Here is a 22,168-nt window from a genome sequence, read left to right as displayed (position 1 = left end):
AGCAGAATGAGCGGCATACTTGAATGAGGTGAGCGCAAGTGAGAATTAATAAATTTATTAGTGAAACCGGTTATTGCTCGCGAAGGGAAGCGGACAAGCTTGTTGAGAACGGACGTGTGACCATTAATGGTCACACGGCGCTTCTAGGCAGCCAAGCCGAGCACGGCGATGATGTGCGCATTGACGGCAACCGTATTGGTGAACATAAGGGGCATGTGTATATCGCTTTAAACAAGCCAGCTGGCATCACTTGTACGACTGAGCTGCATATTGAGGGCAACATCGTTGATTATGTGCACCATCAGGAGCGGATTTTTCCGATTGGCAGACTCGATAAAGATTCGGAAGGGCTTATTCTCATGACGAATGACGGCGATGTCGTGAATCCGATTTTGCGTTCGGAGGGCAAGCATGAGAAGGAATATATTGTGACGGTGGATCGTCCGATCAGCGAATCATTTGTCATTGGCATGTCGGAGGGCGTCAAAATTTTGGGCAGCATGACGCTGCCCTGCAAAGTGACGCGCAGTGCGGAGCGCGTGTTCCGCATCGTATTGACCGAGGGGCGCAACCGCCAAATTCGCAGAATGTGCGAAGCTTTTGGCTACCATGTGCGTAAGCTTCAGCGGGTACGCATTATGAACATTCAGCTGGGCGAGCTGCCTAACGGCGAATGGAGAGACTTGACGGAGCTGGAGAAGGCGCAGCTGTTTGATCTGCTGGATTATACGCCAGCTTCGCCGACGCCGTCATCGTCTGCACAAGCAGGGTCTAAATCAGAATCGAATCAATAGTTAGAAATGGTCGTATCATGTGGAGGAAGCAGCTCGAGCGAAGGCTCGGGAGCTTTCTTTTTTTATAACACTAGCAAATAACGACGAGGGGCTGAGCTAGGATGCTGCATGATTTAAAAGGTGAAGCGAATATGTCGCCGATTGTGGGAATGCTATATTCCGCTGTAAAAGAGAACAGTGAGCGACTAAAATTCATCACAAGCGGCATGTCGCAAGAGGAAGTAGACAGCAAGGGGCCTAGCCATCATTCAAATAGTACGGCTCAGTTAATCAAACATATCCTCTATGTTGATCTGAACTGGGTTTATAGAATAAAAGGACAGCCGCTTCCGCAGTTATTGAAAGAACAATATGGCCCTATGATAGATGAAAATAACCGGCTTCCCATGGTCCAAGGCATGCCCTTGAACACGCTTATTTCCAGCTATGAGGATGTTTTAAATATGTTGAAAGACATATGTGCACAATTAATAGATGCTGATCTAGATAAAGTTGTCACTTTCGGTCATGAAAATGAAAAGCAAGCAACTATACGCTGGGGGTTGTGGCATATGGCTGACCATAGCCGCTACCACCAAGCCCAAATCAACCAGCTTAGAAAGTGGTTTAGTGAAAATGTTCTGTCGAAATAAAAGCACTAATGCGATTACTTTCATTAATAGCAAAAAAAGCCGTCGCTTCCGATGCATAAGCATAGGGGCGACGGCTTTTCTATTACCCATTCGTGCTGCCAAGCCGGTTATTCTTTTGGTTTGATTTTAAGCTCCTGCGCTTTCTCCAAATCTACATAGTTGCGGATAATGGATACTTCAACGCGGCGATTTTTCGCTCGGCCTTCCTCGGTGTCGTTGCTGGCAAGCGGGCGATTTTCTCCGTAGCCGCTTGCGGTAAATCTGGTCGGTGAGAGCTGTTGGTTTTCAAGCAAAATGTCCATAAAACGTACAGCACGGGAGGTGCTTAAATCCCAGTTCGATCTGAAGAGATAGGTGTTAATCGGTTTGTTGTCCGTATGTCCCGATACGATAATTTCGTAGTCCGGGTACTGCTGGAGCATCGTGCCGATGGAAATGGCGAGCTCGCGCGAATCTTCCTTCACTTCAGCGCTGCCAGATGCGAACAGTGCCTCGTCGCTAATAGTAATCATCAGCTGGGACTGGTTGAGCTTCGTCTCAAGGTCGGAGGTGAGACCATTTTTCTTAATATAGTCATCGATTTGCTTCTTCAGCTTCTCCAGATCCTCTTGCTCCTGCTTCATCAGCTCTTCACGGCGCTTCTGCGCATCGTCCTTCTCGTCATCACCAGCAGCTGGGTTTTGCGTTGAATCGTTAGGTGACGGCTCCTGCTTGTCTCTTTGATCACCCGTAGTGACCGCAGCTGGATCGGTAAGCAGGCCTGTACCGCCGGTGAAGGCGATATTGAAGGCGTTGCTCATTTCCTCGAATTTTTTTACGTCTACCGAGTTCATTGAATACAATACGATAAACAGTGCCAGCAGCAGAGTGAGCAAGTCGGCATAAGGAATGAGCCAGGATTCGTCAACATGCTCCTCATGTTCTTCGTGCCTATGCTTTTTGCTCAACGGCCCCTTCCTCCTTCTCCCTCATCTTCTCACGCTCAGTCGGAGTCAGGAATACCGACAGCTTTTGGTTGATTGCGATGGTGGATACGCCTGATTGGATAGAGAGCAAGCCTTCTACCATCATTAGACGAATTTGAACCTCGGCTTTAGAAAGCCTCTTGAGTTTGTTGGCAAATGGATGCCATAACACATAACCTGTGAAAATACCGAGCAGCGTTGCGATAAACGCGCCGGCGATAGCATGGGACAGCTTCTCAATGTCACTCATATCCGACAGGGCGGCAATCAGGCCGACCACGGCGCCGAGTACCCCGAGTGTAGGAGCGTATGTACCTGCTTGGGTGAAAATAAGCGCGCCGACTTTATGGCGGTCTTCTGTAGCGGCAATATCCTCAAGCAGAACGTCACGAACGAATTCCTGATCGTTGCCGTCAATAATCATCCGCATGCCGTTACGCAGGAAATTATCTTCGATTTCATCTACTTTAGCTTCAAGAGCGAGCAGGCCTTCGCGGCGTGTAATGCCGGCCCATTCCATAAATTGAGTAATGAGTTGTTCACGTGAAGTCAAGTTCTGAGTGCCAAATACCATTTTAAACAGCTTGCCGATTTTTGTTAGCTCTGACATGGGGAAAGCGATCATTACGGCTGCGACGGTACCCAAGATGATAATCATGTAGGCAGCAGGATTCAAGAGACTGGAAATTGGAGCTCCCTTGACGACCATCCCGCCAAAGATACCTATGATAGCTAGAACAATACCGATAATAGTTGAATTTTTCATTATACACCCCGTCCAATACAATTTCGAAAGTTCTCTATTTATATTATCGACAGAAGGGGGCGGTGAGATTAGACCTGAAAAGGATTTAAACAGAAAGGCATTAAAAATTGTGAAAATGAGGTAAAATGAATCATATAAATCAGTGAAAAGGTGGAACCTTATTATGGGCGTAAAGCATGCAAGGGAATATGCGGATATATTGAAGGAACTGACAACAGCGGTTAGCGCGATTGAGGGAAGCTACTCTTTTTTTGAAATGGAAAAGGAAGAGTGGGAGGCATTGGGAGAAGAAGAAAAGCACGAGGTGATGGAGGCGTTGGCCGATGATGTGTTTTTCGGATTGGGCGAGCAAGCGCTGATCGAGGTGGGCGCAGGCAAAGTTTCCTATCACGCGAAGCATCATGTCATTGAGGTCGCGCAGGGCGATAATGTCACGCATATGGTGCGGTTGATTTAGAGCATAGGGCGAGCAGGGCATTCGGAGCCCGAACAGCTGGGGGAAAATCGGTCTTAGCGAACGCTGTCGCTTCTTTACAACGAATGTCGATTCCGCTACAATAGGGTCTAACTTTAACAATGGAAGAATATATGACATCGTTTTTATGTAGAGGAGCACGCGATGAAGGACCGACAAACGATGCGAAAGATACCGGAATCGCTAGGCCTTAAGGGCGAGCAGCTTGCTGCCTTCTATCAGCCTATTCTGGCGATGGACACCAGAACCATTATGGGGTATGAGGTGCTGGGCAGAGCCTATGCAGGCGAGCGCGTGCGAAGCTTGGGCCCTTTTTTTGGAGACGCCGCCATTTCGGTAGAGGATCATATTGCGGTCGATCGGATTTTGCGGGAGCAGGCGATGCGCAAGCTGGGTGCGGAAAATTCCGAGTCGCTGCTGTTTATTAATTTAAAGCCGAACTGGATTCATCGCTATCAGCAATCCGGCGAGCTGTTTACGCTGCAGCTGATCGATAAATACCGGATTGATCCGCGCCGCATCGTCATCGAGATTACCGAGGAAAGCTTTAATGGCCCGATGGATGAGCTGCGCTCCATTGTGGATCTGTACCGTTCGAGAGGGTGCCTCATTGCGATCGATGATGTAGGAAGCGGATTCAGCAGTACGGATCGTATCGCCCATATTCAGCCGAATATACTGAAAATCGACATTCATATGATCAAAAAGAGCGCGACGCACAATGGCTATCTAGGCGCCCTTCGTTCCTTCTCCGCGCTGGCAGAGCAGATCGGGGCGTCGCTGCTCGCTGAAGGAGTGGAGACGCGCCAGGATTTGGTGCGTGCGATTGAAGCGGGTGCCCGTTATGTGCAGGGCTTCTTCTTCTCCAAGGCCGAGCCGGAATTTCAGCGAGCGGATCGTTTCGCCGCAGCACTGGAGGCCGAGCTTGCGGAATATGTCCAGCAGCGCTTGCGCACCGAGAGGAATTGGCAGAAGGAAGCGGCGCAGCTTGCTGCGTTCATCGACAAGGAGCAAGCTTTCGCTTTCGGTCGAGAGGACGAACCCGGAGCAGGCAATGGATGGATTGCCGGACTGTTGGAGGAGCTGCCGCCGAGCTGCGTTCGCATTTATTTGTGCCGGGAGGACGGCATTCAGCTATCGGCCAACTATTGCAGGGTGGAGGCTGGCGAGTGGGAGCGGCAGGAGGAATATTATGGGGCGAATTGGAGCTGGCGCCCCTACTTCATTCCTACCATTGCGCAGTTAAGCGAGACGCAGAGCACCCTAGTGTCGCGTGCCTACGTCGATTTGGATACATGTGAATGGATTCGGACCGTATCGGTCCTTGCAGGTCCCGGCCTTATTTTATTTGCAGATATGAAGGATGATGAACAGCAGACGGATCGGCAACGAGAGGACGCTGCTTGCAGAACCACGACAGGATGAAAAATCCGGCGTCGTGGTTCTTTTGTTAGGATATAGGAAAGGATATGATGGTTTCAGCCCTTCTCTATATTTCTCGGACTGAAACGCGCCGAGCCGCCAAAGGACGGCGACAGCCGTTTACGCTCGGGCGGGACCATATGCCATGATAAAGGTGGGGGCGTTGAGAAGTGTATCATGATTTCAAGCTCATAGAAGGCCGTCCAGTATCGATTCAAGTAAAAGATTATATGAAGCGTTTAATGATAAAAGGCGCGCTGCAGCCTCATCAGAAGCTGCCGTCGACACGGGAGCTTAGCGTATTGCTCGGTGTGAGCCGCAATACGGTCATTGCCGCTTATGCGGAGCTGGCGGACGAGGGCCGCGTATATGCCCTGCAAGGCAAAGGCAATTATGTGTCGGAGGATTCGGCGGGCAGCGCCGCACCGTCGTCCTTGTCTTGGCAGTTGCCATGGAAGGAGCGTCTGAGCAGGCAGGCTTTGCTTGCGGAGGAGCTGGACCTCATGAAGCGCGGGATTCGCGCAGGCAAGAGTACGATTTCTTTTACGAGCATTGCCCCGGATGAGAAGCTGTTTGATCTGGATCATGTGAAGCAGGCGTTTCTGGGCCGTATGTCGGTGGAGGGCCATGTACTGCTGAACTATGGCTATGCCAAAGGCTATAAGCCGCTGATTCAGTATTTGATGACCTATATGGAGAACAAGGGCGTGGATGTGCAGGGCAAGGATATGATTATCACTGCCGGCTTTACGGAAGGATTTGACCTTGTGCTGGCCGCGCTTCGGCAAAAGCACGGCGCAGTCCTCTGCGAAAATCCGACCCATCATACCGCGATAAAAAATCTCAAGCTGCATGGCTTTGACATTAAGGGCGTTACGATGGAGCCGGATGGCATTCATTTGGGGGAGCTTGAACGGGCTTTGGAGGAGCGCCCTTACGATTGTGCCTATTTTGTCCCCTCCTATCACAATCCGACAGGCATCGTCATGTCGATGGAGAAACGGCTGGCGCTCATGCAGCTCATGAGCCGTTATGAAATTCCCGTCATTGAAGACGGATTTAATGAGGAGCTGCGTTATTCCGGAGCGCATGTGCCGCCGCTCATCGCATCGGCGGGCAGCGGCAACAGCGTCATTTATATTGGAAGCTTCTCGAAGGTGCTGTTCCCCGGCCTGCGGGTGGGGTGGGTGCTGGCAGACCGAGAGCTGATTGATTATTTGGAAAGCATGAAGCGGGCCCGCAACATTCATACCTCGACGCTTGACCAATCGCTGCTCTATCAATATTTGCATAATGGCAATCTGCACAAATATTTGAAGCGGGCGCGGGCGGAATACAAGCGTAAATACGAGCTGACGCTGCAAGCCTGCAAAGCCTATGTTCCCTATGAGACGCTGTCGGGAGATGGTGGGCTGCATCTGTTTGTGACCTTTCGGGAAGCGTGCAAGGTGCGGGAGCTTCTGGAGGCGTGCTCACAGCAAGGCGTTATTTTTACTTTAGGCCATCATTTCTTTACGGATGGACGGGGCGGTAATACGCTGCGTCTAGGGTTTTCCCGCGTGGCGGATGAGGATATTATGCATGGTATTCGAATTATCGGCGATACGGCAAAACAGCTGTGGGGCCTTTCATAAGGAATAGAGCGACAACTATACATTTGATTATTTTGAAAAGGGGATGCAGGCATTATGGTGCAGTATAACGTTTCACCGCTTGTAAAGAGCTTGCCCGCTTCGGGCATTCGCAAGTTTTTCGATATGGCCGGGCAGGATGAAAATATGATTTCGCTGGGCGTGGGCGAGCCGGATTTTGCAACACCGGAGCGCGTGCGCGCCGCGTGCATACGAGCGCTGGAAAGCGGTCAGACGATGTACACGCCGAATGCCGGACTCATGGAGCTGCGCGAGGAAATCGCCCGTTATTTGGCGAGCAGCTTTGAATTAAATTATGAGCCGAAGGATGAGATTCTCGTGACGGTGGGCAGCAGCGAGGCGATTGATCTGGCGATGAGAACCTTGATTTGTTCGGGCGACGAGGTGCTGATCCCGGTTCCAAGCTATATCGCTTATTCGCCCATTGTAGCGCTGCAGGGCGGCAGTATTGTAAACGTTGAGACGCATGAGCATGAGCAATTCAAACTAACGGCACAATCGCTGCGGGAAAAAATCACCCCGCGCTCCAAGGTGCTGCTGATCAACTATCCGAACAATCCAACGGGTGCGGTCATGTCCTATGAGGATTGGCTCCCCATTGCTGAGCTGGTGAAAGAGCATAATCTAATCGTCGTATCCGATGAGGTATACGCGGAGCTGACTTATGAAAGCCAGCATGTGAGCATCGCATCGCTGCCTGGCATGCAGGAGCGGACGATCGTCATAAATGGCTTCTCGAAAGCTTTTGCCATGACAGGCTGGCGTATTGGCTATGCCTGCGGCCCTGTGGAAATTATTTCGCAAATGCTGAAAATTCATCAATACACAGCAATGTGCGCGCCTATTATGGGACAGATTGCTGCTCTGGAATCGCTGCGCAGCGGATTGGCAGACAAGGATCTAATGAAGGAGGCTTACAAGCAGCGCAGGGCGATGTTCGTGGGCGGCTTGCAGCAGCTGGGGCTTTCCTGCCATATGCCGGAAGGGGCGTTTTATGCTTTTCCATCCATCGCCCATACGGGACTAAGCTCGGAGCAGTTCGCCTTCAAGCTCATGAAGGAAGCGGGCGTGGCCGTCGTGCCAGGGCATGTTTTTGGACCAGGCGGTGAAGGGCGCATCCGCTGCTCCTATTCGGTATCATCAGCAAAGCTGTCGGAGGCTTTGGAGCGAATGGGCTGCTACATGAGCCAGACGAGGCAGGCTGACCCGTTGCAGCAGTTGGAGCGGGTCGGCGGTTGATGGGAACGGAGCGGAAAGGGCTAAGGAAGGGCTAGGAAAGGAAGCGGAAAGGAAGAGGAGGGGGGAGAGAGACGCTAGGCTTCTTCCCCTCCTCCGTAAACCATGCAATGAAATTCCGCCGCGCCTTGCGGTGTCGGGCGGATATACGTGTCGGTAATGCGGAAGCCTGCCTTCTCGTATACGCGAATAGCGCGTGCATTCCAGGTCAGCACCTCCAAATCCAGCTCGCTGTTTGGAGCGCGGCGGCGAGCCTCCTCTACCAGCAGCGCAACAAAGGCGGTGCCTGAGCCCCTGCTGCAAAGCTGTGGGTGAAGACCCAATCCAAGCCGCAGCACTTCATCCCCCAGCGGGAAAAACTGTGCAAAACCAGCGAGCTCCCCGCGGTTGTCTAAAATAGCCGCATATTGCCTCTGGCGCAGCTCGGGATCACCGAACTCCATTTGGGCTTGCTCCATAACCTCCCATGCGGGCCATTGATAGATGCCGTAAGGCGGCTCATACCGCCAATCGCACAGCTGGCGGGCATGGGATGCATCCATTGCGGCAACCTTCCAGCCAAATGGCGGCTGGGCGCCAGCAGGTGCAGCATTTGCTTTTGTCATCATTATACAATCTCCTTATAAACCTCAATCGCGCGGGCGCGTGAAGCTTTCAAATCAACGATGGCATGCGGCTGCGGCAGGTGGATTCGCTTATCAGGCAGATGGGCAAGCTCCGGCAGCCAGCGTCTAATGTAAGTGCCGCCCGGATCATGTGTTGCGGACTGCGTAGCCGGATTCATAATGCGAAAATATGGCGCGGCGTCGTAGCCGAGTGACGAGCTCCAAAGCCAGCCGCCTCGGTTCAGTGTATGATCATAATCGGCGAGCTGGCGGCGGAAATACTGCTCGCCCAACGTAAATGGGCATAACAGATTTTTCGTCAAAAACATGGCGGTAACCATCCGCAGCCGATTCGGCATTTCCCCCGTTTCATTTAGCTGCTTCATAGCGGCGTCAATAACAGGAATGCCCGTTTTTCCTTCGCTCCATGCCTCGAAATGCTGATCGCTCAGCGAAGATAAATCAAACTTCTGCTCATAGCGGTAGAAGTCCTCATTGTATTTTCCTTGATATAGAAAAAAATCCCGCCATGCCAGCTGTCTAATCCACGCCTCGGCTCCAAACTGCTGCTGCGCCGCTTCGTAGGCTTGCCGTGCTGACAGCGCTCCCGTATTCAAATAACGCGCCAAATGGCTCGTCTGGTCGTCCGCAAACTGGTCGCGGCCGCCTTCATAGCCAGACAGGCGTTGATTTAGAAATTGCTCCAGCACCTCGGCTGCATGGCTCGCGTGGGATTGGCCGCGCCCGGCTGAGTCATCTATCTGCTGAAAGGCTGCCGCAGCCAGATGCTCCCGCGGAAGACTGAAGCGCTCTGCCATGCTGGCATCTATATTTTTCAGCGTATTAAGCTGCTGCAGTGTTGTCTCGCCCGCAGGGGAATAGTGGCTCTGCATAAAGGCTTGCCACATGCGGTAAAACGGCGTAAATACCTTGTAAGGCTCACTGCGCCGAGAAAACGTATGGAGCTCCTCCAAATCGGCCAGCGGCGCATCGTCGAGCGTCATCCAGCGGCGTCCCGCTGCGCGTACAACCTGCTGCATACCGTGGTCGCGTGCCCTTGCATAAGGCGTTGCCAGAAAACAGCAAAGCCGCAAGCTATTTGTCCGAAGACAAACAACTGCGGCTTTGCTGATTGAGACAGCAGCTTTTCGTTATGTAAGCGAAAAAAGCGTGGCCTGGCTCTATTGCTCGCTTGCGTACTTGTCGTAAGCGTCTTGGCTCATAACGCGTGTAGCTGATACGTAACGATCAGCATAATAAGACTCGCTAAGTTTGCTAATAATAACGCCTCTGCTCGAGGAAGCATGTGCAAACTTTCCATCGCCTACGTAAATACCAACGTGGGAGATGCCTTTGCCGCTCGTGTTGAAGAATACGAGATCGCCAGCGATCAGGTCACTCTTCTTCACTTCACTGCCATCGTTCGATTGGGCTTGGGAAGTACGGGAAAGATCGATGCCCATTTTGTCGAAAACATACTTCGTAAAACCGGAGCAGTCGAAGCCTTTCGTAGTCGTTCCGCCGCTTTGGTACGGTGTGCCGATCAGATCAGCGATAACACCATCCATCTTCGAACTCGCGAACACGCTGCCTGCTTGGAAAGCAAGCATTAATACAAGACCAACGAGTAGTGCAGTAACCTTCTTCAAAATTTGAAACTCCTTCCGGTGCCGACGAGGTTAGCTGTGGGGTTCGGTTGTGAAGGTTCCCTATGATTTCCAAGACACTTGAATCAAGCCGTCCAAGCATCGAAATCAATTCACCCAAAGTGGTTCCCCCGTATTTCTATACCTTTGCGGTATAAAAAATTAGGCTGGTTTAATTTTGCTCTGCGCTAATAATTCGTTTTTTTCATGTGATTTCCTTCTATATGAATGAATTTCTAATAATTCTCATGTAACCTTTTGGCTCAATTTTGCGTTAAAACAAGTTTCTTGCCTAATAAATGTTCGATCTATCGCCGTTCTTGGGCAAAAAAACATTTTGTCAGTTTATATGAGAAATAGGCAGCTAATATGCTATGAATCGTGTGAATAGGCAAGAATTATAGCGTAAAATGAAGATTTAGAGAGTTTGAGCTAGGTCGCCATATAGGCTGGGAAGTAAATGGAGGCTTTACCTGCAGGTGCAGGATAACGGCAAAAAACCGATTTCGGCCTTTTGGCCGCAATCGGTTTTTTTATGAGAAGGGCTTTAGAAAAATGAGAATACTAAATGAGAATTAGGTGGGGTTGCCCTCATTTTTCTAAGGGTCTCAGCTCTGCTTTGATTGCAGGCAATCGTATTGGGCAGCGAGCGTCCATACTTTTAACAAGGTGCGCAGCAGATGATAGGCTTGATGCATGATGAGTGCCAGCATGCCTGCCCAAGCATAGGAAAGCCCAGACACAGCGAGCGAAGCGGCAACAGCCAGCAGCCACATCAGCAGAGAGAGGCCGGCATAAGGGAAAAGATTTCGGAGCGCATGGCTGAGCCAGCGCAAGGAGCCCGTGCCGGAGGCGGCGCCGAACTGCATAGCGAGCAGCAGCAGGTGAACGAGGAAGCTCCATAGCAGCCAGCCGCCAAAGCCCGGCAGCGTGCCTTGCAGCAGCTCGCCCAGCGAATGGCCCTCCATAAGCAGCTTGAAGGCGCGAGGCAGCAGGAACCAGCCGGGTGCGAAAATAAGCAGCGTGCGCAGCCAATAGAGCAGCGTCACGGGCTTCCAAGCTTTGCGAATGCCTTGAAGAAACTGTGTTTCACCTGTTTCGCCCATATGATGCAGCGAGTAGAGCAGCCCCGCATTGAACAGCGGCGTCAGCAGCATGCGGGCAGCGAACAAGCCGCCCAGAAGCCACAAATAAGGATTGATCAAATCCGTCTTCGTCAATTGAAACTGGGCCTCGCTGAAGAACAGCGACACGGCCGAGTCAGACGGATGCTGGAGCGGAAAGCGCCGCAGCAGCGGCAGTACAGTCATATCAACAAAACGGTAAAGGAAAAGTCCCCATAATAGCTGGTAAAGGAATAACAGAATGACGATATAGAAATGGCGGATAGCGAGCCGCCAGCCTTGCTTCATATGCTGCTTCATTTTTCAACCTCCTCTCTACCAGCCTACGGATCCGAGCAAGCCTTCGATGAGCTTCGTCAGGCCGAGGCTCCATCGAATGCGCGACTGCTCGGGCACTTCTGCGCGCATAAAATTGTTAATATGCTTGTTGTCCAGCACATTGCTGTTTTTCGGGTCAACCGCCACCCAGGCGAGCGGAGCAGCGTGCACAACCTTGTACTGGATATGCGACTCGGCGGCATCCCATGTTTTCGAAATCTTTTCGCCATCGGTAAAGGAGAATACGAGCGGGATTGGCCCATTTTGCCCGCCATTGCGCTTAATCAGCACGGTAGACTCGTACTCCGTTTGGCCATCCTGCTCCACTTCATTCACTCGAATAGCCTCTACTGAAAAATCCGCCATCAGGCTGCCGTATACATACTGGTGGAAATAGTCCTGCCATTTTTCCTTCGTAATCTGCTCAACGACACGCTGGAAATCAGACGTGGTTGGATGCTTGAATTTGTATTTTTGAAAATATGTGCGCATAATTTTTGACATCGTCTTTGCTCCAACCTGCTTCTCAATGCCGACCAGCACAAGCTTGGCGCGCATGTATACATTTTCCGCGTACTCATCGCTGTTGTGATAAGCCCATGAAGGCTGCTTCAGCGGGGCAGGGGCCGTAATATAGCTGGCTTCCATAGCCAAGTTAGGCTCAACGCCATAGGCGTTCTCCATCACCTTATCCTCCGCATAAGAAGTAAAGCCTTCGTCGAGCCACGCTTCTTCGAACTCGTTCGATGCAACCATCCCGTACCAATACTGATGGCCAATTTCATGTACAACGGTGCGCTCGAGGCTGTAGCCAGGGTTATCGGATTCAGCAGCTAAAGCGGTTACGAGCGTTGGATACTCCATGCCGCCTGCACCATTCGCACCCTTCGGAGGGACGATAATGGACAGCGTCGAATACGGATAATCGCCGTACCACTCCGCGTATTTGGACAGTGCTGATTTTGCTGCATGCATATAGCGGTCTTTCAGCCCTTCGTGGGCAGGGTCCAAATAAAGCTTAATGCGAACACCCGGAATACCCGTTCCTGACAATGTGTCCTCCGCATATATGAAGTCCGGCGAGGCTGACCAAGCAAAGTCATGCACGTCTTCGGCATAGAACTGATAGGTGCTTGTGCCATTTTGCGTCACAGCTTCCCTGGTCTGAATGCCGGTAGCAGCGACCGCAAAGTTTTCTGGCACTGTAATCTGGGCGCTGTACAAGCCAAAATCGCTGTAAAACTCCGAATCGCCATGATACTGGTGGACGTTCCAGCCTTCATTCGTTCGGCCGCGTGTGCCAGCCAGTTCATAAACAGCAAGCTTCGGAAACCACTGGCCCGCCATAACAAAGTTCCCGGAATAGCCCATGCGAGCGAACACCTCGGGCAGCTTGACCTCATAGGTCATGGAGAGTGTTACTGATTTGCCCGGTGCGACTGGAACCGGAAGATTGAGCTTCGTCAGCGTAAAGTCGTCCGTATTTCCGTCATCGGGCTGAACATAATGCAGACGGGGAAGCAAGCTCTCGCCCTCCAGCGTTTGCAAGGTAAGCAGCTTCATATAACCTTGGCTGTCGACCGTGGCCTTATCACCCCGCAGCTGGCCGCCAGACTCGCGCATGAACGTCGACTTTTCGGACTGAAAGGCATTGGGATACAGATGAAAATACAGCTCGGACACCGTTTTTTTGCCTGGGTTCGTCCAAGTTACGGTCTGGGAGCCATCCAAATATCGGATATCCTCCCGAAGCGCCACTTGCATGTTGTATTGGACGACTCTTTTGCTAAGCGTCTGTACCGTTTCGATCTGGGCAGGGTCGGGCTGTGCTGGCGGTGCCGGGGCAGGCGGCTTGGCCGTTTGCGGAGCAGCTTGCTCTACTGCTGCTGTCGTGAGATCGGCAATGCCAATCGGGTCTGTGGCGCCAGAGGCGTACGTATACTGGGATAACCAAGCGTTGCCGAAGCCATGATGCAGCGACAGTCCGAGCAGGACGGCCGAGAGCATAATGAGCGCGATTCGTTTGAAAGGTCCTGGAGTCATTGAACGTTTCCCTCCCGTTGACAAGCATCTACAGCATGTATATGTCGGCTTGTACCGGAATAGTCTTGTGGATTTTTGCAGCGGCTCTGATGAAGGCGTGTAAAGCGGCAGCCGCTTGCGGATTCGGCAGGAAATTGTGCCGTGTGCGCTTGTGTTATTGCGAAAAAACGTTCAAAATGGAAAGGAGAGATTGGCTGCAAGCTGCTGCGGCAGTACAATAGATGAAATGTGACGAGAGGACGTGTACGAACGGATGGAACAGCAAGGACAACCGGAGAAAAAAGAAAAGAAATCACTCGCGCTTAACGTCGTGAGCAACAAACAGCATAAAGGCTTTGGTGCAGGCACCATCGACCTAAGCCAAGTATCCTGCGTTATTATTGATGCGGGCGTCGCTTATATCGACGACGGCGCGATGCATGCCAAAAGCAAAGTAGAGCGCGGCATCAAGTTTTCTCCTAATAAAGAGGACACGCCTAATGGCCGCCAATGCTGGATTGTATGGGTTGCGGTAGAACGTGGAGAGAACGGCACGAACTACGCTGGCGCAACCGCTTGCGAAATGTGGATTGACACGGAAGCACGCCGCGGCTGGAAAATTCTCGCTGACCATGTCAACAAGCTTGATCATGCGATTAAGCGCCGCTACAACTTGGGCGAGCTGGGTGCGGAAGAAAAGGCTGCGTTCCGCAAGCTGTTAATCGAGCATAATGAAGAATGGTGGACCAACTCCTCCGATGAGCTGAAGCAGGCTTTGGAGGCATAGAATGACAGAAAGAATGACAGAAGAATGACCAAGGCAGCTTCTAACTGGGAAGCTTATAAGTGACGGGTTCCGCCCCAATGCAGCAGCGATTGCTGCGCTGGAGCGGAGCCTTTTTACTTTTTTATAAAAAATATTGCTGCAGGTGCAGGGGATAGCCATCGTTTTGGCGTCTAATATAAAGGGAAGGGGGAGAGAGAGATTCAAGATGAAGCATGGTTAATAGCGCTCCGCGACGGCGGGCCTGCAGAATTCCAGTCATTCGTGCAGGAATATGGCGCTCATATTTATAAAACGGTTTATGCTGTGCTTCATTCGCCGCATGATGCGGAGGATGTTACCCAGGAAGTGCTGCTGCAAATTCACCGCTCTCTCCCCGAGTGCAGGCTGGAAGGCTTTAAAACCTGGGTGACCCGCATTGCTGTAAACCGTGCGATTGATTGGAAGAGGAGCAAGGCACGCAAGCCGGAAGAACTGAGCGAATATGTGGACAATCTGGGACCCGGCACCGATGGGCAAGGAACTGCGATGCCTGCGGAGCGCGCTGCGATCGAGCGCGAGGAAAAACGCTACATAAGAGAACAGGTCGAGCAGCTCCCGGACAATTATCGTGAAGTCGTAAACGCCTATTATATAGAACAGAAATCATACGAGGAAATTTCGTCCTCAACCGGACTGGAGCGCAAAAGTGTAGAATCGCGCCTATACCGGGCAAGAAACTGGATTAAGCGGCACTGGAGAAGGGAGGACTTTGAATGAGTCATCATGAGGAACACAAGCATAGCGAGAGTTCAAGGACGAAACAGCAGGGCAAGCAGATAGAGCAGCCCATAGAACAACCGATAGAACAGCCGATCATGCCAGTGACGGATGAAGCATCCTCAGCATGCAATCCTGTGAATCATTTGAATCATGTGGAGGCTTCCCTTCTGGAGCAATACGTGGCGAATGTGCTTTCCGAGCCTGAACGCGAGCAGATCGAGCGGCAGCTTGCAGAATGCGACGAATGCTTAGAGCAATTTATGCTGGTGTTGGAGGCGGATATGGCGGGGAGTCCCCCTACGTCTGAGCCTCATATAGCAGGAGCCGTTCCAGGAGCCAGTCCGTTAAATCAGGCGATTGAGCTTCCGGATTTTGAGCAGATGGGCCACAAGCTCAGCAAGCAGCTGTTCGGAGCGTCGGAATCCGAAAAACAGGATCTGCTGTCCGTGCCGGGTCCGTTCCTTCAAGAGAAATCATACCGCCGCAGATCCTGGCTCCAGCATCCGGCAACCCACTATACCGCTGCGGCGGTCATTACCCTGCTGCTGCTCGGTACAGGCGTACTGAACAACATTTCGCAGGAGCTTGAAAAAATAGACCATAGCAGGCTGCAGCATAAAGAGGAGCAGCTCATCCGAGACAAGGAGCAGCGCGAGTCCTCCTGGTCGCAGCAAATGATGAACCGCACTTCCCTCTGGCTGGACGGCATCGCCTCCAAACGGTTTAAATAACGAATGATGAAGGAGAGATCAAGGAATGAATAGGGAGAAAAAGCCCCTTGTTGCGCTGCTGCTGTCCATGCTTCCCGGTTTCGGCCATGCATATATGGGGCGTCCGATAAGATTTGTGTTATATGCGGCAGGAGGATTTGGACCGCTTGCGCTTCTGATTCTAATAGCAATCGCGGATCATATTAATGACGATACGGCCTTTGTTCTATGCTTGCTGTCGTTTCTCTTCTGGGGCATCAATATGCTCGATATGATTGTAACGCTCATTGGCAGGCGGCAGCCGCATCCGAATGAGGCCGCCTATGGTGTGGGCGCACCTCCAAGTCCAGATCAGATGTACAGCAACCTGCCGCCGGGAGCGATGCGCGCACAAGCAGACATCTTAACCTACAGCGAGCAGAAAGAGCGTACGAACACGCTGCTGCTCTCCATCGTTCCCGGTTTGGGCCATATGGCGCTTGGGCTGATGCAGCGGGGCATTGCCTTTCTCGTTGCATCCATCGGCTTATTCGCAGTTGTTATTTTTATATCGATGGTAACGGGAACAGGAGAGTTTCTTATTTTCCTGCTAGGCGTGCCCGTCATCTGGATTTACAGTATTTTTGATGCTTCACAGCAGCTGCATCGCAAGAAACGGGGCGAGCCCTTGGAGGATCGGCCGTTTTTCGAAGAGATGGAGGAGTACATGAACAAGGGGCGCAAAAATAAAGCGCTCGCTGCAACGCTGTCGCTCTTTCCCGGTGCAGGGCATCTATATCTCGGGCTTCAAACACGCGGCCTGCAAATTATGGCAGGCTTTCTCGCCTCCGTCTATTTAATGGATGCGATGCGGCTGTCGATGTTTCTATTCCTTATGCCGCTATTCTGGTTTTTCGCTTTCTTCGATGTCATGCGGCAGCTGTCGACTGAACCGCAGGAAGGCTTAAAGGATCAAGCGATTATTACGCAGTTTGCTCCTTATCAGCGCTGGATCGGCATCGGTCTGCTGCTGATCGGGCTGTATTTTATGGGTGATCGTGTTCTGGCCGAATACGCTGCGAATTATTTTCCAAGATGGTATGCCCAGTATCAAAATATAAAATATAATTTGCCAACCGCCCTTATCGCCTTTGTCATGATCGCCGCTGGGCTGCGCATGGCATTTGGCAGAGGATTCCAACGAAATAAGGGGCTTCCCCCTAAAGATTGGACACCAACGGAATCGCTGCGGAAGGGGAAAAGCGAATGAAGCAGTGGCGTGTAGGCACGCTTTCGATGGGCGTTGCCTTATTATTGATGGGAATCGCTGTGGCGGTTTCCATCTGGAGCGGCACGGGGGCATACGATATGCTGCTGTGGGTGGCACCGCTTGTTTTTATTTTGCTCGGAGCAGAAATTTTATTGTACATTTGGTTTGCGGGCAGCGAACGGACGACGCTTCGTTACGATTGGATCAGCCTATTTATAGTAGGGATGATCGGAAGCTTCAGCCTTGCGATGGCGGGCCTGATTTCAACTGGGATTTTGGATGAATTCCGCGGGGCGATGCGCCAAATGGAACGGACGGCACTTATTGAGACGGCGCCTATTTCCGTGCCAGAGAAGGTCGATAAAATCGTCGTGCAAGCGCTCCGTCCGGTAAGTGTAGATCAAGTAGACGGTGGAAAGGTGCAATTGCTCGGGCAGGTGCAGTACTGGGCTGCAGAGCCGATCGACACTTCAGAGCAGCTCGTTAGCACAAGCGTAGTGGGATCGGTCATGTATGTGATGGTCGGCGAATTTGATCGGCATAACGGACCGATTCAGTCGAATATGTATAACGCTCAAATGACGCTGGTATTGCCGAAGTCTATCAAAATCGAGCAGCGCGGTTTTTAAGAACTCATTGATTATATAAAAAAGAACGATAAAACGCTTGCTCCAGATAACAACCGGAGCAAGCGTTTTATCGTTCTAGCGGGAAAGCGGCAGCCAATCAAGGACGCGCTGGATATTGCGATCCCAGTAGCCCCACTCATGCATGCCCGGCTCCTCGTCATAGGCGAGAGTCAGCCCATACTCCTCCATCGCTGCCTTGAAGCGAAGATTATCTTCATATAGAAAATCTTCTGTCCCGCAGCATTGGTAAAACTTCGGCTGCTGTTCAGGGGCGAGTTCAGCTGCAGAGGCTAAAAGGTTAAACAAATTGCTTGGCCCAGCCTCCAGCTTCTCTATGCTGCCGTACAACCGTCCAAACTCGCCTTCATCCGTATAAGAGAAGTCGGGATGCTGGAGACGGCTCACAACATCAAGCGCGCCAGAAAGGCTCGCCGCAGCTGCAAAGCGTTCAGGATGATGCAGTCCCAGCTTGAACGCGCCATAGCCGCCCATCGAGAGGCCGGCGACAAAATTGTCTTCTCTGCGAGCTGACAGCGGGAAGAAGGAGCGGGCCACACGCGGCAGCTCCTCGCTGACAAAGCTCCAGTAGCGGCCGCCCTGCTCCATGTCTGCATAAAAGCTGCGATGCACGCCAGGCATGACGACAGCGATCCCTTTGCTGGAAGCATAACGTTCAATTGACGTATAACGCGTCCAGGCGGTATGGTCGTCGGACAGCCCGTGCAGCAAATACAGCACCGGATATTTGTAATCCGTTCCTTCCTTGCGGGAAGAAAGTTCAGCTAATGACGGCTGCGGCAAAATAACCGACATCCCGGTCGAGAAGCCCAGCTTTTCTGAGTAAAAATCACATTGAAACAAGGCCATTGCAATGGAACCTCCTTGTTAGCACTCTTGATAGCCTATTCACATCGTGAAAGCTGCTGCGTTTATTTAATGCCGGAAATCGAATAATTCTCAATAATTTGCTTCTGGAAGAAAATAAATACGATAACGACTGGCAGTACCATAAATGTGGAGCCTGCCATTTGCAAAGCATAGTTGCTGCCATGCTCTCCCTTAAGCAAAGCCAGCCCGACGGATAGCGTGTAAAGCTTCTCGTCATTGGCGATAATGAGCGGCCATAGGAAGCTGTTCCAGCCGCCGATAAACGTCAGAATGCCTTGAATCGCAAGAATGGCTTTGGAGATCGGAAGCACGATTTGAAAGAAGGTGCGCACTTCGCTTGCCCCATCCAACCGGGTCGCCTCCAGCAGCTCGTCGGGAATCGTGGACATAAACTGGCGAAACAGGAAGATGCCAAATGCGCCGACAAAGCCCGGAAGCACGATGCCGACCATCGTATTCGTCAGATGCATTTCATTGAGCAGCAGGTAAACAGGAATCATCGTCACCTGGCCGGGAATCATCATCGTAGCGAGTACGAGATAGAACAGCTTATCTTTGCCTTTGAACTTGAACTTGGCGAATGCATAACCAGCCATTGCGTTCAGGAACAAGCCGATAAAGGAGAAAAAGACAATCAGCAGCGTATTGCTCAAATACGTGCCAAAATGCATATTGACGAACAGATTGCTAAAGTTTTCGAACGTAATATTTTTCGGCCACAGTGTTGGAGGCAGCTGCTTTACCTCGCTTTCCGTTTTGAATGCCGACATAATCATCCATACGAACGGAAGCATCATTACTATCCCGCCGCCAGTCAGCAAAATGCCGAGCAGCCATTGAAGGGCTGTGCCGCTTTTTGTTTTCGGTGCCATAATTATTCCCCTCTCCTTTCCTTAAACATCTGTTTCCTTGTTCTGGAACTTAAATTGAATGAGCGTAATGACGATTATGGAAATAAATAGTATAAAGGATCCTGCCGCAGCATATCCGAATTTGCTGTATTGGAAGCCGTTGTTGTAAATGAACAAGGCTACGGACATCGTGCCGTTAAGCGGCCCGCCTTTGGTCATAATGAGCGGCTCTTCGAAAAATTGAATCCAGCCAATCATTGTGGTGATGGAAACGAAGAAAATAGCATAACGCAACAGCGGAAGCGTAATCGTCCGCATTTGCTGCCAGTTGCTAGCTCCGTCAATTTGTGCAGCTTCATAATAAGAGCGTGGAATGCCCTTGATAGCCGCGATAAAAATAAGCATATTCAGACCGATCGCCCGCCATAAGGCAAGAATGATCAGCGAGATTTTAGCGATAATCGGATGCTGGAGCCACTGGACATCTGGAAGATGCACAAGGTTCAGCAAATAGTTGAACAAGCCAAGCGATGGGTTGTACAAATAAGTCCATACGACTGCAACGGCAACGACGTTGGTTACGGACGGCAAATAGTAAATAACGCGGAACGTTGTAAATACTTTTGATTTGCCGAAGTTAATCAGCAGCGCAATCGCTAGCGATAGGGCGATAACGGACGGAACGCCAATAATGACATAATAAAGCGTGTTGGTAATCGCTTGGAGAAATAAGGGATCAGTCAATACGTCCAAGTAGTTTTGCATGCCCACAAATGAAATGTTGGATACATCGGCAAGGCCGGCGAGATCCATATCTGTGAAGCTGATGACCAGCGCAATAACAATGGGCAGCAGGGAGAACATAGCAAGCAAAATCAAAGTTGGCGCAATAAAGAAATAAGGGGTTTTATTATTCAATATGCCTTTCATCGGCTAAGTCACATCCTTTAAATTTACGCTTGAGCGCAAATGGACAATAATAGGGATAACCGGCAACCCTACCCAAAAGCAGCTGCCGGCTAAAAGATTATTTAATTAATTTTTCGGCTTCAACGTTCAAAGCGTCCATTTCCGTCTGCACGTCAGCGTTAGCGCGATAAATTTGCTCAAAGTGTGATACATATTTTTGCGAAATTTGGTCATAAGCGGTGAGAGCTGGCGTTGCTTCAGCATGCTTGAGCTGCTCCCCGATAACTTGAAGGTTAGGATCAGCAGTCATGGAAGCATCCTGCCATACGCTTTGTACAGCTGGAAGCGCGTCGGACAGCTCTTTCCATTTCAACTGAACTTCTGGTTTGCTCATGTAGGCAATAAACTTAACTGCCGCTTCTTGGTTTTTGCTGTATTTGAATACAGTCAGATCAGAACCGCCAAGAATCGAGTTGTTGTTCGCAGAACCGGATGGAAGAACGGCTGTTGCCCATTTGCCCTCGATATCAGGCGCTTGCTCTTTAATTGGCTTGATCATCCAAGGTCCGCTGATGAACATCGGGATAACACCGTCGCCAGCAAAGCCTTGAACGGCATCAATGCCAAGATCTACAGGAGAAAGCTTCTCTTGATAGAAGCTGCCTACATATTTTACAGCGTCAACGAATTCCGGTTGATTGAACAAAGGTTTATTTTGCTCATCAAAAATCTTGGAACCGTTCTGGCGGGCAAACATAATACCCAGCGTCGGCTCGCCTGGAACGAGGTCAATGCCGTATTTGCCTTCGCCGCGTGCAGTCAGCTTCGTTGCTGCATCCTTCAGCTCATCCCAAGTAGCAGGCGCTTTGTCATAGCCTACTTCTTTCAGCAGGTCAGTACGGTAGAACAGGACGCGAGTTTCAGCATACCAAGGAATACCGAACGTTTTGCCGTCAAATTGCGTTGTATTTACGATACCGTCGAAAAAGTTCTCCGGTTTAAATTCAGGATATTGGTCGATGTAAGGCGTCAAATCAAGCAAAGCGCCCGCATTTGCAAATTCCGGCATCCAGGAAGTACCCATTTGCAGCACGTCAGGACCGGATTTGGAAGCAACAGCTGTCAGCAGCTTGTCATGCGCCGAGCCCCAAGGAATAACTTGCACATCTACTTTAATGTTCGGATTGTCTGTTTCGAATTGCTCGGAAATCGTTTTGAGCGTCTGCTCTTGGTCGCCCATGCCCCAAACTTTAATGGTGACAGGCTGATCGCCAGTAGCGGCTTCGCCAGTTGTATTTGTATTATTGGATGAGCACGCTGTCAAAATACCTGAAAGCAGCATGGTGCTGATAAGTGCAGTTTTAACGGATTTATTAAACATTCCAATCTTCCTCTCTTTAAGAAGCAGTAATTTAAGGTGCAGTAGCTTAAGTAAATGATGACTCTATTGTTGTCGGTTTATGCAATGGTGTTGTCATTAAAGCAGCTGGCTTCCTTCTGAACATATCCCTTAAGCGACATGCCTCCCCTCTCATATTCCTGAAAAGCTCCCCTTAATATATAAGCCTTATGAAACATAGAAACGTTTCGATTTTAGATTATACGCGATTGCATCAGAAGATGCTAGTGACTATAGAAACGTTTCGATGTCATTATAAAACAGAATGTAATCGTATTCAACACATTTTTTTTGGCTATTGAAATTTACTTCTGAGGCGTTAAAATGATA

Annotated in this window: 22 protein-coding genes and 1 riboswitch; of the genes, 11 read left to right on the top strand and 11 right to left on the bottom strand. The window is 50.7% G+C overall.

Features of this window, described 5'->3' with window-relative positions; all coding sequences use genetic code 11:
* Positions 1-38 precede the first annotated feature (38 nt).
* Together rluF and AC50X8_RS29265 are read left to right on the top strand one after the other, a co-directional pair.
* Entirely contained in the window at positions 39-794 is a 756-nt protein-coding gene (rluF, locus tag AC50X8_RS29270; RefSeq protein ID WP_494883051.1) for a 23S rRNA pseudouridine(2604) synthase RluF, read from the top strand.
* A gap of 101 nt (positions 795-895) precedes the next feature.
* Positions 896-1,426, top strand: a complete 531-nt coding sequence (locus tag AC50X8_RS29265; RefSeq protein WP_056035110.1) for a DinB family protein — start codon at positions 896-898, stop codon at positions 1,424-1,426.
* 107 nt (positions 1,427-1,533) lie between these two features.
* Here AC50X8_RS29265 and motB read toward each other — a convergent pair whose 3' ends face one another.
* Positions 1,534-2,373 (bottom strand): flagellar motor protein MotB, encoded by an 840-nt coding sequence (gene motB / locus AC50X8_RS29260; protein ID WP_056035107.1) that lies wholly within the window; start codon positions 2,371-2,373, stop codon positions 1,534-1,536.
* On the bottom strand, positions 2,357-3,157 hold the full coding sequence (gene motA / locus AC50X8_RS29255; protein ID WP_056035104.1) for a flagellar motor stator protein MotA: 801 nt from the start codon (positions 3,155-3,157) through the stop codon (positions 2,357-2,359). Before motA ends, motB begins: the two co-directional genes overlap by 17 nt.
* Before the next feature lie 163 nt (positions 3,158-3,320).
* On the opposite strand from motA, the gene AC50X8_RS29250 reads away from it, so the two are divergent.
* From AC50X8_RS29250 to AC50X8_RS29235, 4 genes are all read left to right on the top strand, one after another.
* Positions 3,321-3,614 carry a hypothetical protein gene (locus AC50X8_RS29250; protein WP_056035103.1) on the top strand — a complete coding sequence of 98 codons (294 nt, stop codon included), beginning with the start codon at positions 3,321-3,323 and terminating at the stop codon, positions 3,612-3,614.
* A gap of 162 nt (positions 3,615-3,776) precedes the next feature.
* On the top strand, positions 3,777-5,057 hold the full coding sequence (locus AC50X8_RS29245) for an EAL domain-containing protein (RefSeq protein WP_081418790.1): 1,281 nt from the start codon (positions 3,777-3,779) through the stop codon (positions 5,055-5,057).
* 167 nt (positions 5,058-5,224) lie between these two features.
* Positions 5,225-6,688, top strand: coding sequence for a MocR-like pyridoxine biosynthesis transcription factor PdxR (gene pdxR / locus AC50X8_RS29240; protein ID WP_494883048.1), 1,464 nt, complete (start codon positions 5,225-5,227; stop codon positions 6,686-6,688).
* Between the two features lie 54 nt (positions 6,689-6,742).
* A complete protein-coding gene (locus AC50X8_RS29235) occupies positions 6,743-7,945 on the top strand; it encodes an aminotransferase class I/II-fold pyridoxal phosphate-dependent enzyme (protein ID WP_494883046.1) in 1,203 nt (400 codons plus the stop codon).
* A gap of 74 nt (positions 7,946-8,019) precedes the next feature.
* On the opposite strand, the gene AC50X8_RS29230 is transcribed toward AC50X8_RS29235, so the two are convergent.
* From AC50X8_RS29230 to AC50X8_RS29210, 5 genes are all read right to left on the bottom strand, one after another.
* Entirely contained in the window at positions 8,020-8,550 is a 531-nt protein-coding gene (locus AC50X8_RS29230; protein WP_494883044.1) for a GNAT family N-acetyltransferase, read from the bottom strand.
* On the bottom strand, positions 8,550-9,641 hold the full coding sequence (locus tag AC50X8_RS29225) for an FAD-binding domain-containing protein (protein ID WP_494883042.1): 1,092 nt from the start codon (positions 9,639-9,641) through the stop codon (positions 8,550-8,552). The genes AC50X8_RS29230 and AC50X8_RS29225 overlap by 1 nt, the downstream gene beginning before the upstream one ends.
* A gap of 87 nt (positions 9,642-9,728) precedes the next feature.
* On the bottom strand, positions 9,729-10,199 hold the full coding sequence (locus AC50X8_RS29220) for a C40 family peptidase (protein ID WP_056035094.1): 471 nt from the start codon (positions 10,197-10,199) through the stop codon (positions 9,729-9,731).
* A 1-nt stretch (position 10,200) separates the two neighbouring features.
* Positions 10,201-10,372: riboswitch (cyclic di-AMP (ydaO/yuaA leader) on the bottom strand.
* A gap of 429 nt (positions 10,373-10,801) precedes the next feature.
* The gene (locus tag AC50X8_RS29215; protein ID WP_056035090.1) at positions 10,802-11,617 is read right to left on the bottom strand and encodes a hypothetical protein; all 816 of its coding nucleotides are present in this window, start codon (positions 11,615-11,617) and stop codon (positions 10,802-10,804) included.
* A 15-nt stretch (positions 11,618-11,632) separates the two neighbouring features.
* Positions 11,633-13,678 carry a M1 family metallopeptidase gene (locus tag AC50X8_RS29210; protein WP_494883039.1) on the bottom strand — a complete coding sequence of 682 codons (2,046 nt, stop codon included), beginning with the start codon at positions 13,676-13,678 and terminating at the stop codon, positions 11,633-11,635.
* A gap of 253 nt (positions 13,679-13,931) precedes the next feature.
* Here AC50X8_RS29210 and AC50X8_RS29205 point away from each other — a divergent pair, with 253 nt between their 5' ends.
* The 5 genes from AC50X8_RS29205 to AC50X8_RS29185 all read left to right on the top strand — a co-directional run bounded on the left by AC50X8_RS29205 (position 13,932) and on the right by AC50X8_RS29185 (position 17,791).
* Positions 13,932-14,444, top strand: coding sequence for a YwhD family protein (locus AC50X8_RS29205; protein ID WP_056035079.1), 513 nt, complete (start codon positions 13,932-13,934; stop codon positions 14,442-14,444).
* A 261-nt stretch (positions 14,445-14,705) separates the two neighbouring features.
* Positions 14,706-15,200: an RNA polymerase sigma factor gene (locus AC50X8_RS29200; RefSeq protein ID WP_063892555.1), complete on the top strand. Its 495-nt coding sequence runs from the start codon at positions 14,706-14,708 to the stop codon at positions 15,198-15,200.
* Positions 15,197-15,934, top strand: a complete 738-nt coding sequence (locus tag AC50X8_RS29195; RefSeq protein ID WP_494883037.1) for a zf-HC2 domain-containing protein — start codon at positions 15,197-15,199, stop codon at positions 15,932-15,934. Before AC50X8_RS29200 ends, AC50X8_RS29195 begins: the two co-directional genes overlap by 4 nt.
* 25 nt (positions 15,935-15,959) lie before the next feature.
* Positions 15,960-17,162: a hypothetical protein gene (locus tag AC50X8_RS29190; RefSeq protein WP_056035073.1), complete on the top strand. Its 1,203-nt coding sequence runs from the start codon at positions 15,960-15,962 to the stop codon at positions 17,160-17,162.
* The gene (locus AC50X8_RS29185; RefSeq protein WP_056035070.1) at positions 17,159-17,791 is read left to right on the top strand and encodes a hypothetical protein; all 633 of its coding nucleotides are present in this window, start codon (positions 17,159-17,161) and stop codon (positions 17,789-17,791) included. The genes AC50X8_RS29190 and AC50X8_RS29185 overlap by 4 nt, the downstream gene beginning before the upstream one ends.
* A 75-nt stretch (positions 17,792-17,866) precedes the next feature.
* Here the strand turns inward: AC50X8_RS29185 and AC50X8_RS29180 are convergent, their stop codons facing one another.
* From AC50X8_RS29180 to AC50X8_RS29165, 4 genes are all read right to left on the bottom strand, one after another.
* On the bottom strand, positions 17,867-18,658 hold the full coding sequence (locus AC50X8_RS29180; RefSeq protein ID WP_056035067.1) for an alpha/beta hydrolase: 792 nt from the start codon (positions 18,656-18,658) through the stop codon (positions 17,867-17,869).
* A 62-nt stretch (positions 18,659-18,720) separates the two neighbouring features.
* The gene (locus AC50X8_RS29175; protein WP_056035064.1) at positions 18,721-19,551 is read right to left on the bottom strand and encodes a carbohydrate ABC transporter permease; all 831 of its coding nucleotides are present in this window, start codon (positions 19,549-19,551) and stop codon (positions 18,721-18,723) included.
* Positions 19,552-19,572: 21 nt separating this feature from the next.
* Complete coding sequence (locus tag AC50X8_RS29170; RefSeq protein WP_056035061.1) at positions 19,573-20,460, bottom strand: carbohydrate ABC transporter permease; 888 nt, start codon at positions 20,458-20,460, stop codon at positions 19,573-19,575.
* Between the two features lie 97 nt (positions 20,461-20,557).
* Positions 20,558-21,820, bottom strand: a complete 1,263-nt coding sequence (locus AC50X8_RS29165; protein WP_056035058.1) for a sugar ABC transporter substrate-binding protein — start codon at positions 21,818-21,820, stop codon at positions 20,558-20,560.
* Positions 21,821-22,168 lie beyond the last annotated feature (348 nt).

It is taken from the genome of Paenibacillus sp. JT22N15, assembly GCF_059383755.1.
The sequence above is the reverse complement of the archived record's forward strand: the minus strand, read 5'-3'. Positions and strand labels throughout refer to the sequence as shown.

What these genes read in the sequence shown, in the direction of transcription:
- AC50X8_RS29265 (WP_056035110.1), top strand. Translation starts at nt 896, where the DNA reads ATGCTGCATGATTTAAAAGGTGAAGCGAATATGTCGCCGATTGTGGGA.
- motA (WP_056035104.1), bottom strand. Translation starts at nt 3,157, where the DNA reads ATGAAAAATTCAACTATTATCGGTATTGTTCTAGCTATCATAGGTATC.
- AC50X8_RS29250 (WP_056035103.1), top strand. Translation starts at nt 3,321, where the DNA reads ATGGGCGTAAAGCATGCAAGGGAATATGCGGATATATTGAAGGAACTG.
- AC50X8_RS29245 (WP_081418790.1), top strand. Translation starts at nt 3,777, where the DNA reads ATGAAGGACCGACAAACGATGCGAAAGATACCGGAATCGCTAGGCCTT.
- AC50X8_RS29235 (WP_494883046.1), top strand. Translation starts at nt 6,743, where the DNA reads ATGGTGCAGTATAACGTTTCACCGCTTGTAAAGAGCTTGCCCGCTTCG.
- AC50X8_RS29230 (WP_494883044.1), bottom strand. Translation starts at nt 8,550, where the DNA reads ATGATGACAAAAGCAAATGCTGCACCTGCTGGCGCCCAGCCGCCATTT.
- AC50X8_RS29215 (WP_056035090.1), bottom strand. Translation starts at nt 11,617, where the DNA reads ATGAAGCAGCATATGAAGCAAGGCTGGCGGCTCGCTATCCGCCATTTC.
- AC50X8_RS29210 (WP_494883039.1), bottom strand. Translation starts at nt 13,678, where the DNA reads ATGACTCCAGGACCTTTCAAACGAATCGCGCTCATTATGCTCTCGGCC.
- AC50X8_RS29205 (WP_056035079.1), top strand. Translation starts at nt 13,932, where the DNA reads ATGGAACAGCAAGGACAACCGGAGAAAAAAGAAAAGAAATCACTCGCG.
- AC50X8_RS29195 (WP_494883037.1), top strand. Translation starts at nt 15,197, where the DNA reads ATGAGTCATCATGAGGAACACAAGCATAGCGAGAGTTCAAGGACGAAA.
- AC50X8_RS29190 (WP_056035073.1), top strand. Translation starts at nt 15,960, where the DNA reads ATGAATAGGGAGAAAAAGCCCCTTGTTGCGCTGCTGCTGTCCATGCTT.
- AC50X8_RS29185 (WP_056035070.1), top strand. Translation starts at nt 17,159, where the DNA reads ATGAAGCAGTGGCGTGTAGGCACGCTTTCGATGGGCGTTGCCTTATTA.
- AC50X8_RS29180 (WP_056035067.1), bottom strand. Translation starts at nt 18,658, where the DNA reads ATGGCCTTGTTTCAATGTGATTTTTACTCAGAAAAGCTGGGCTTCTCG.
- AC50X8_RS29175 (WP_056035064.1), bottom strand. Translation starts at nt 19,551, where the DNA reads ATGGCACCGAAAACAAAAAGCGGCACAGCCCTTCAATGGCTGCTCGGC.
- AC50X8_RS29170 (WP_056035061.1), bottom strand. Translation starts at nt 20,460, where the DNA reads ATGAAAGGCATATTGAATAATAAAACCCCTTATTTCTTTATTGCGCCA.
- AC50X8_RS29165 (WP_056035058.1), bottom strand. Translation starts at nt 21,820, where the DNA reads ATGTTTAATAAATCCGTTAAAACTGCACTTATCAGCACCATGCTGCTT.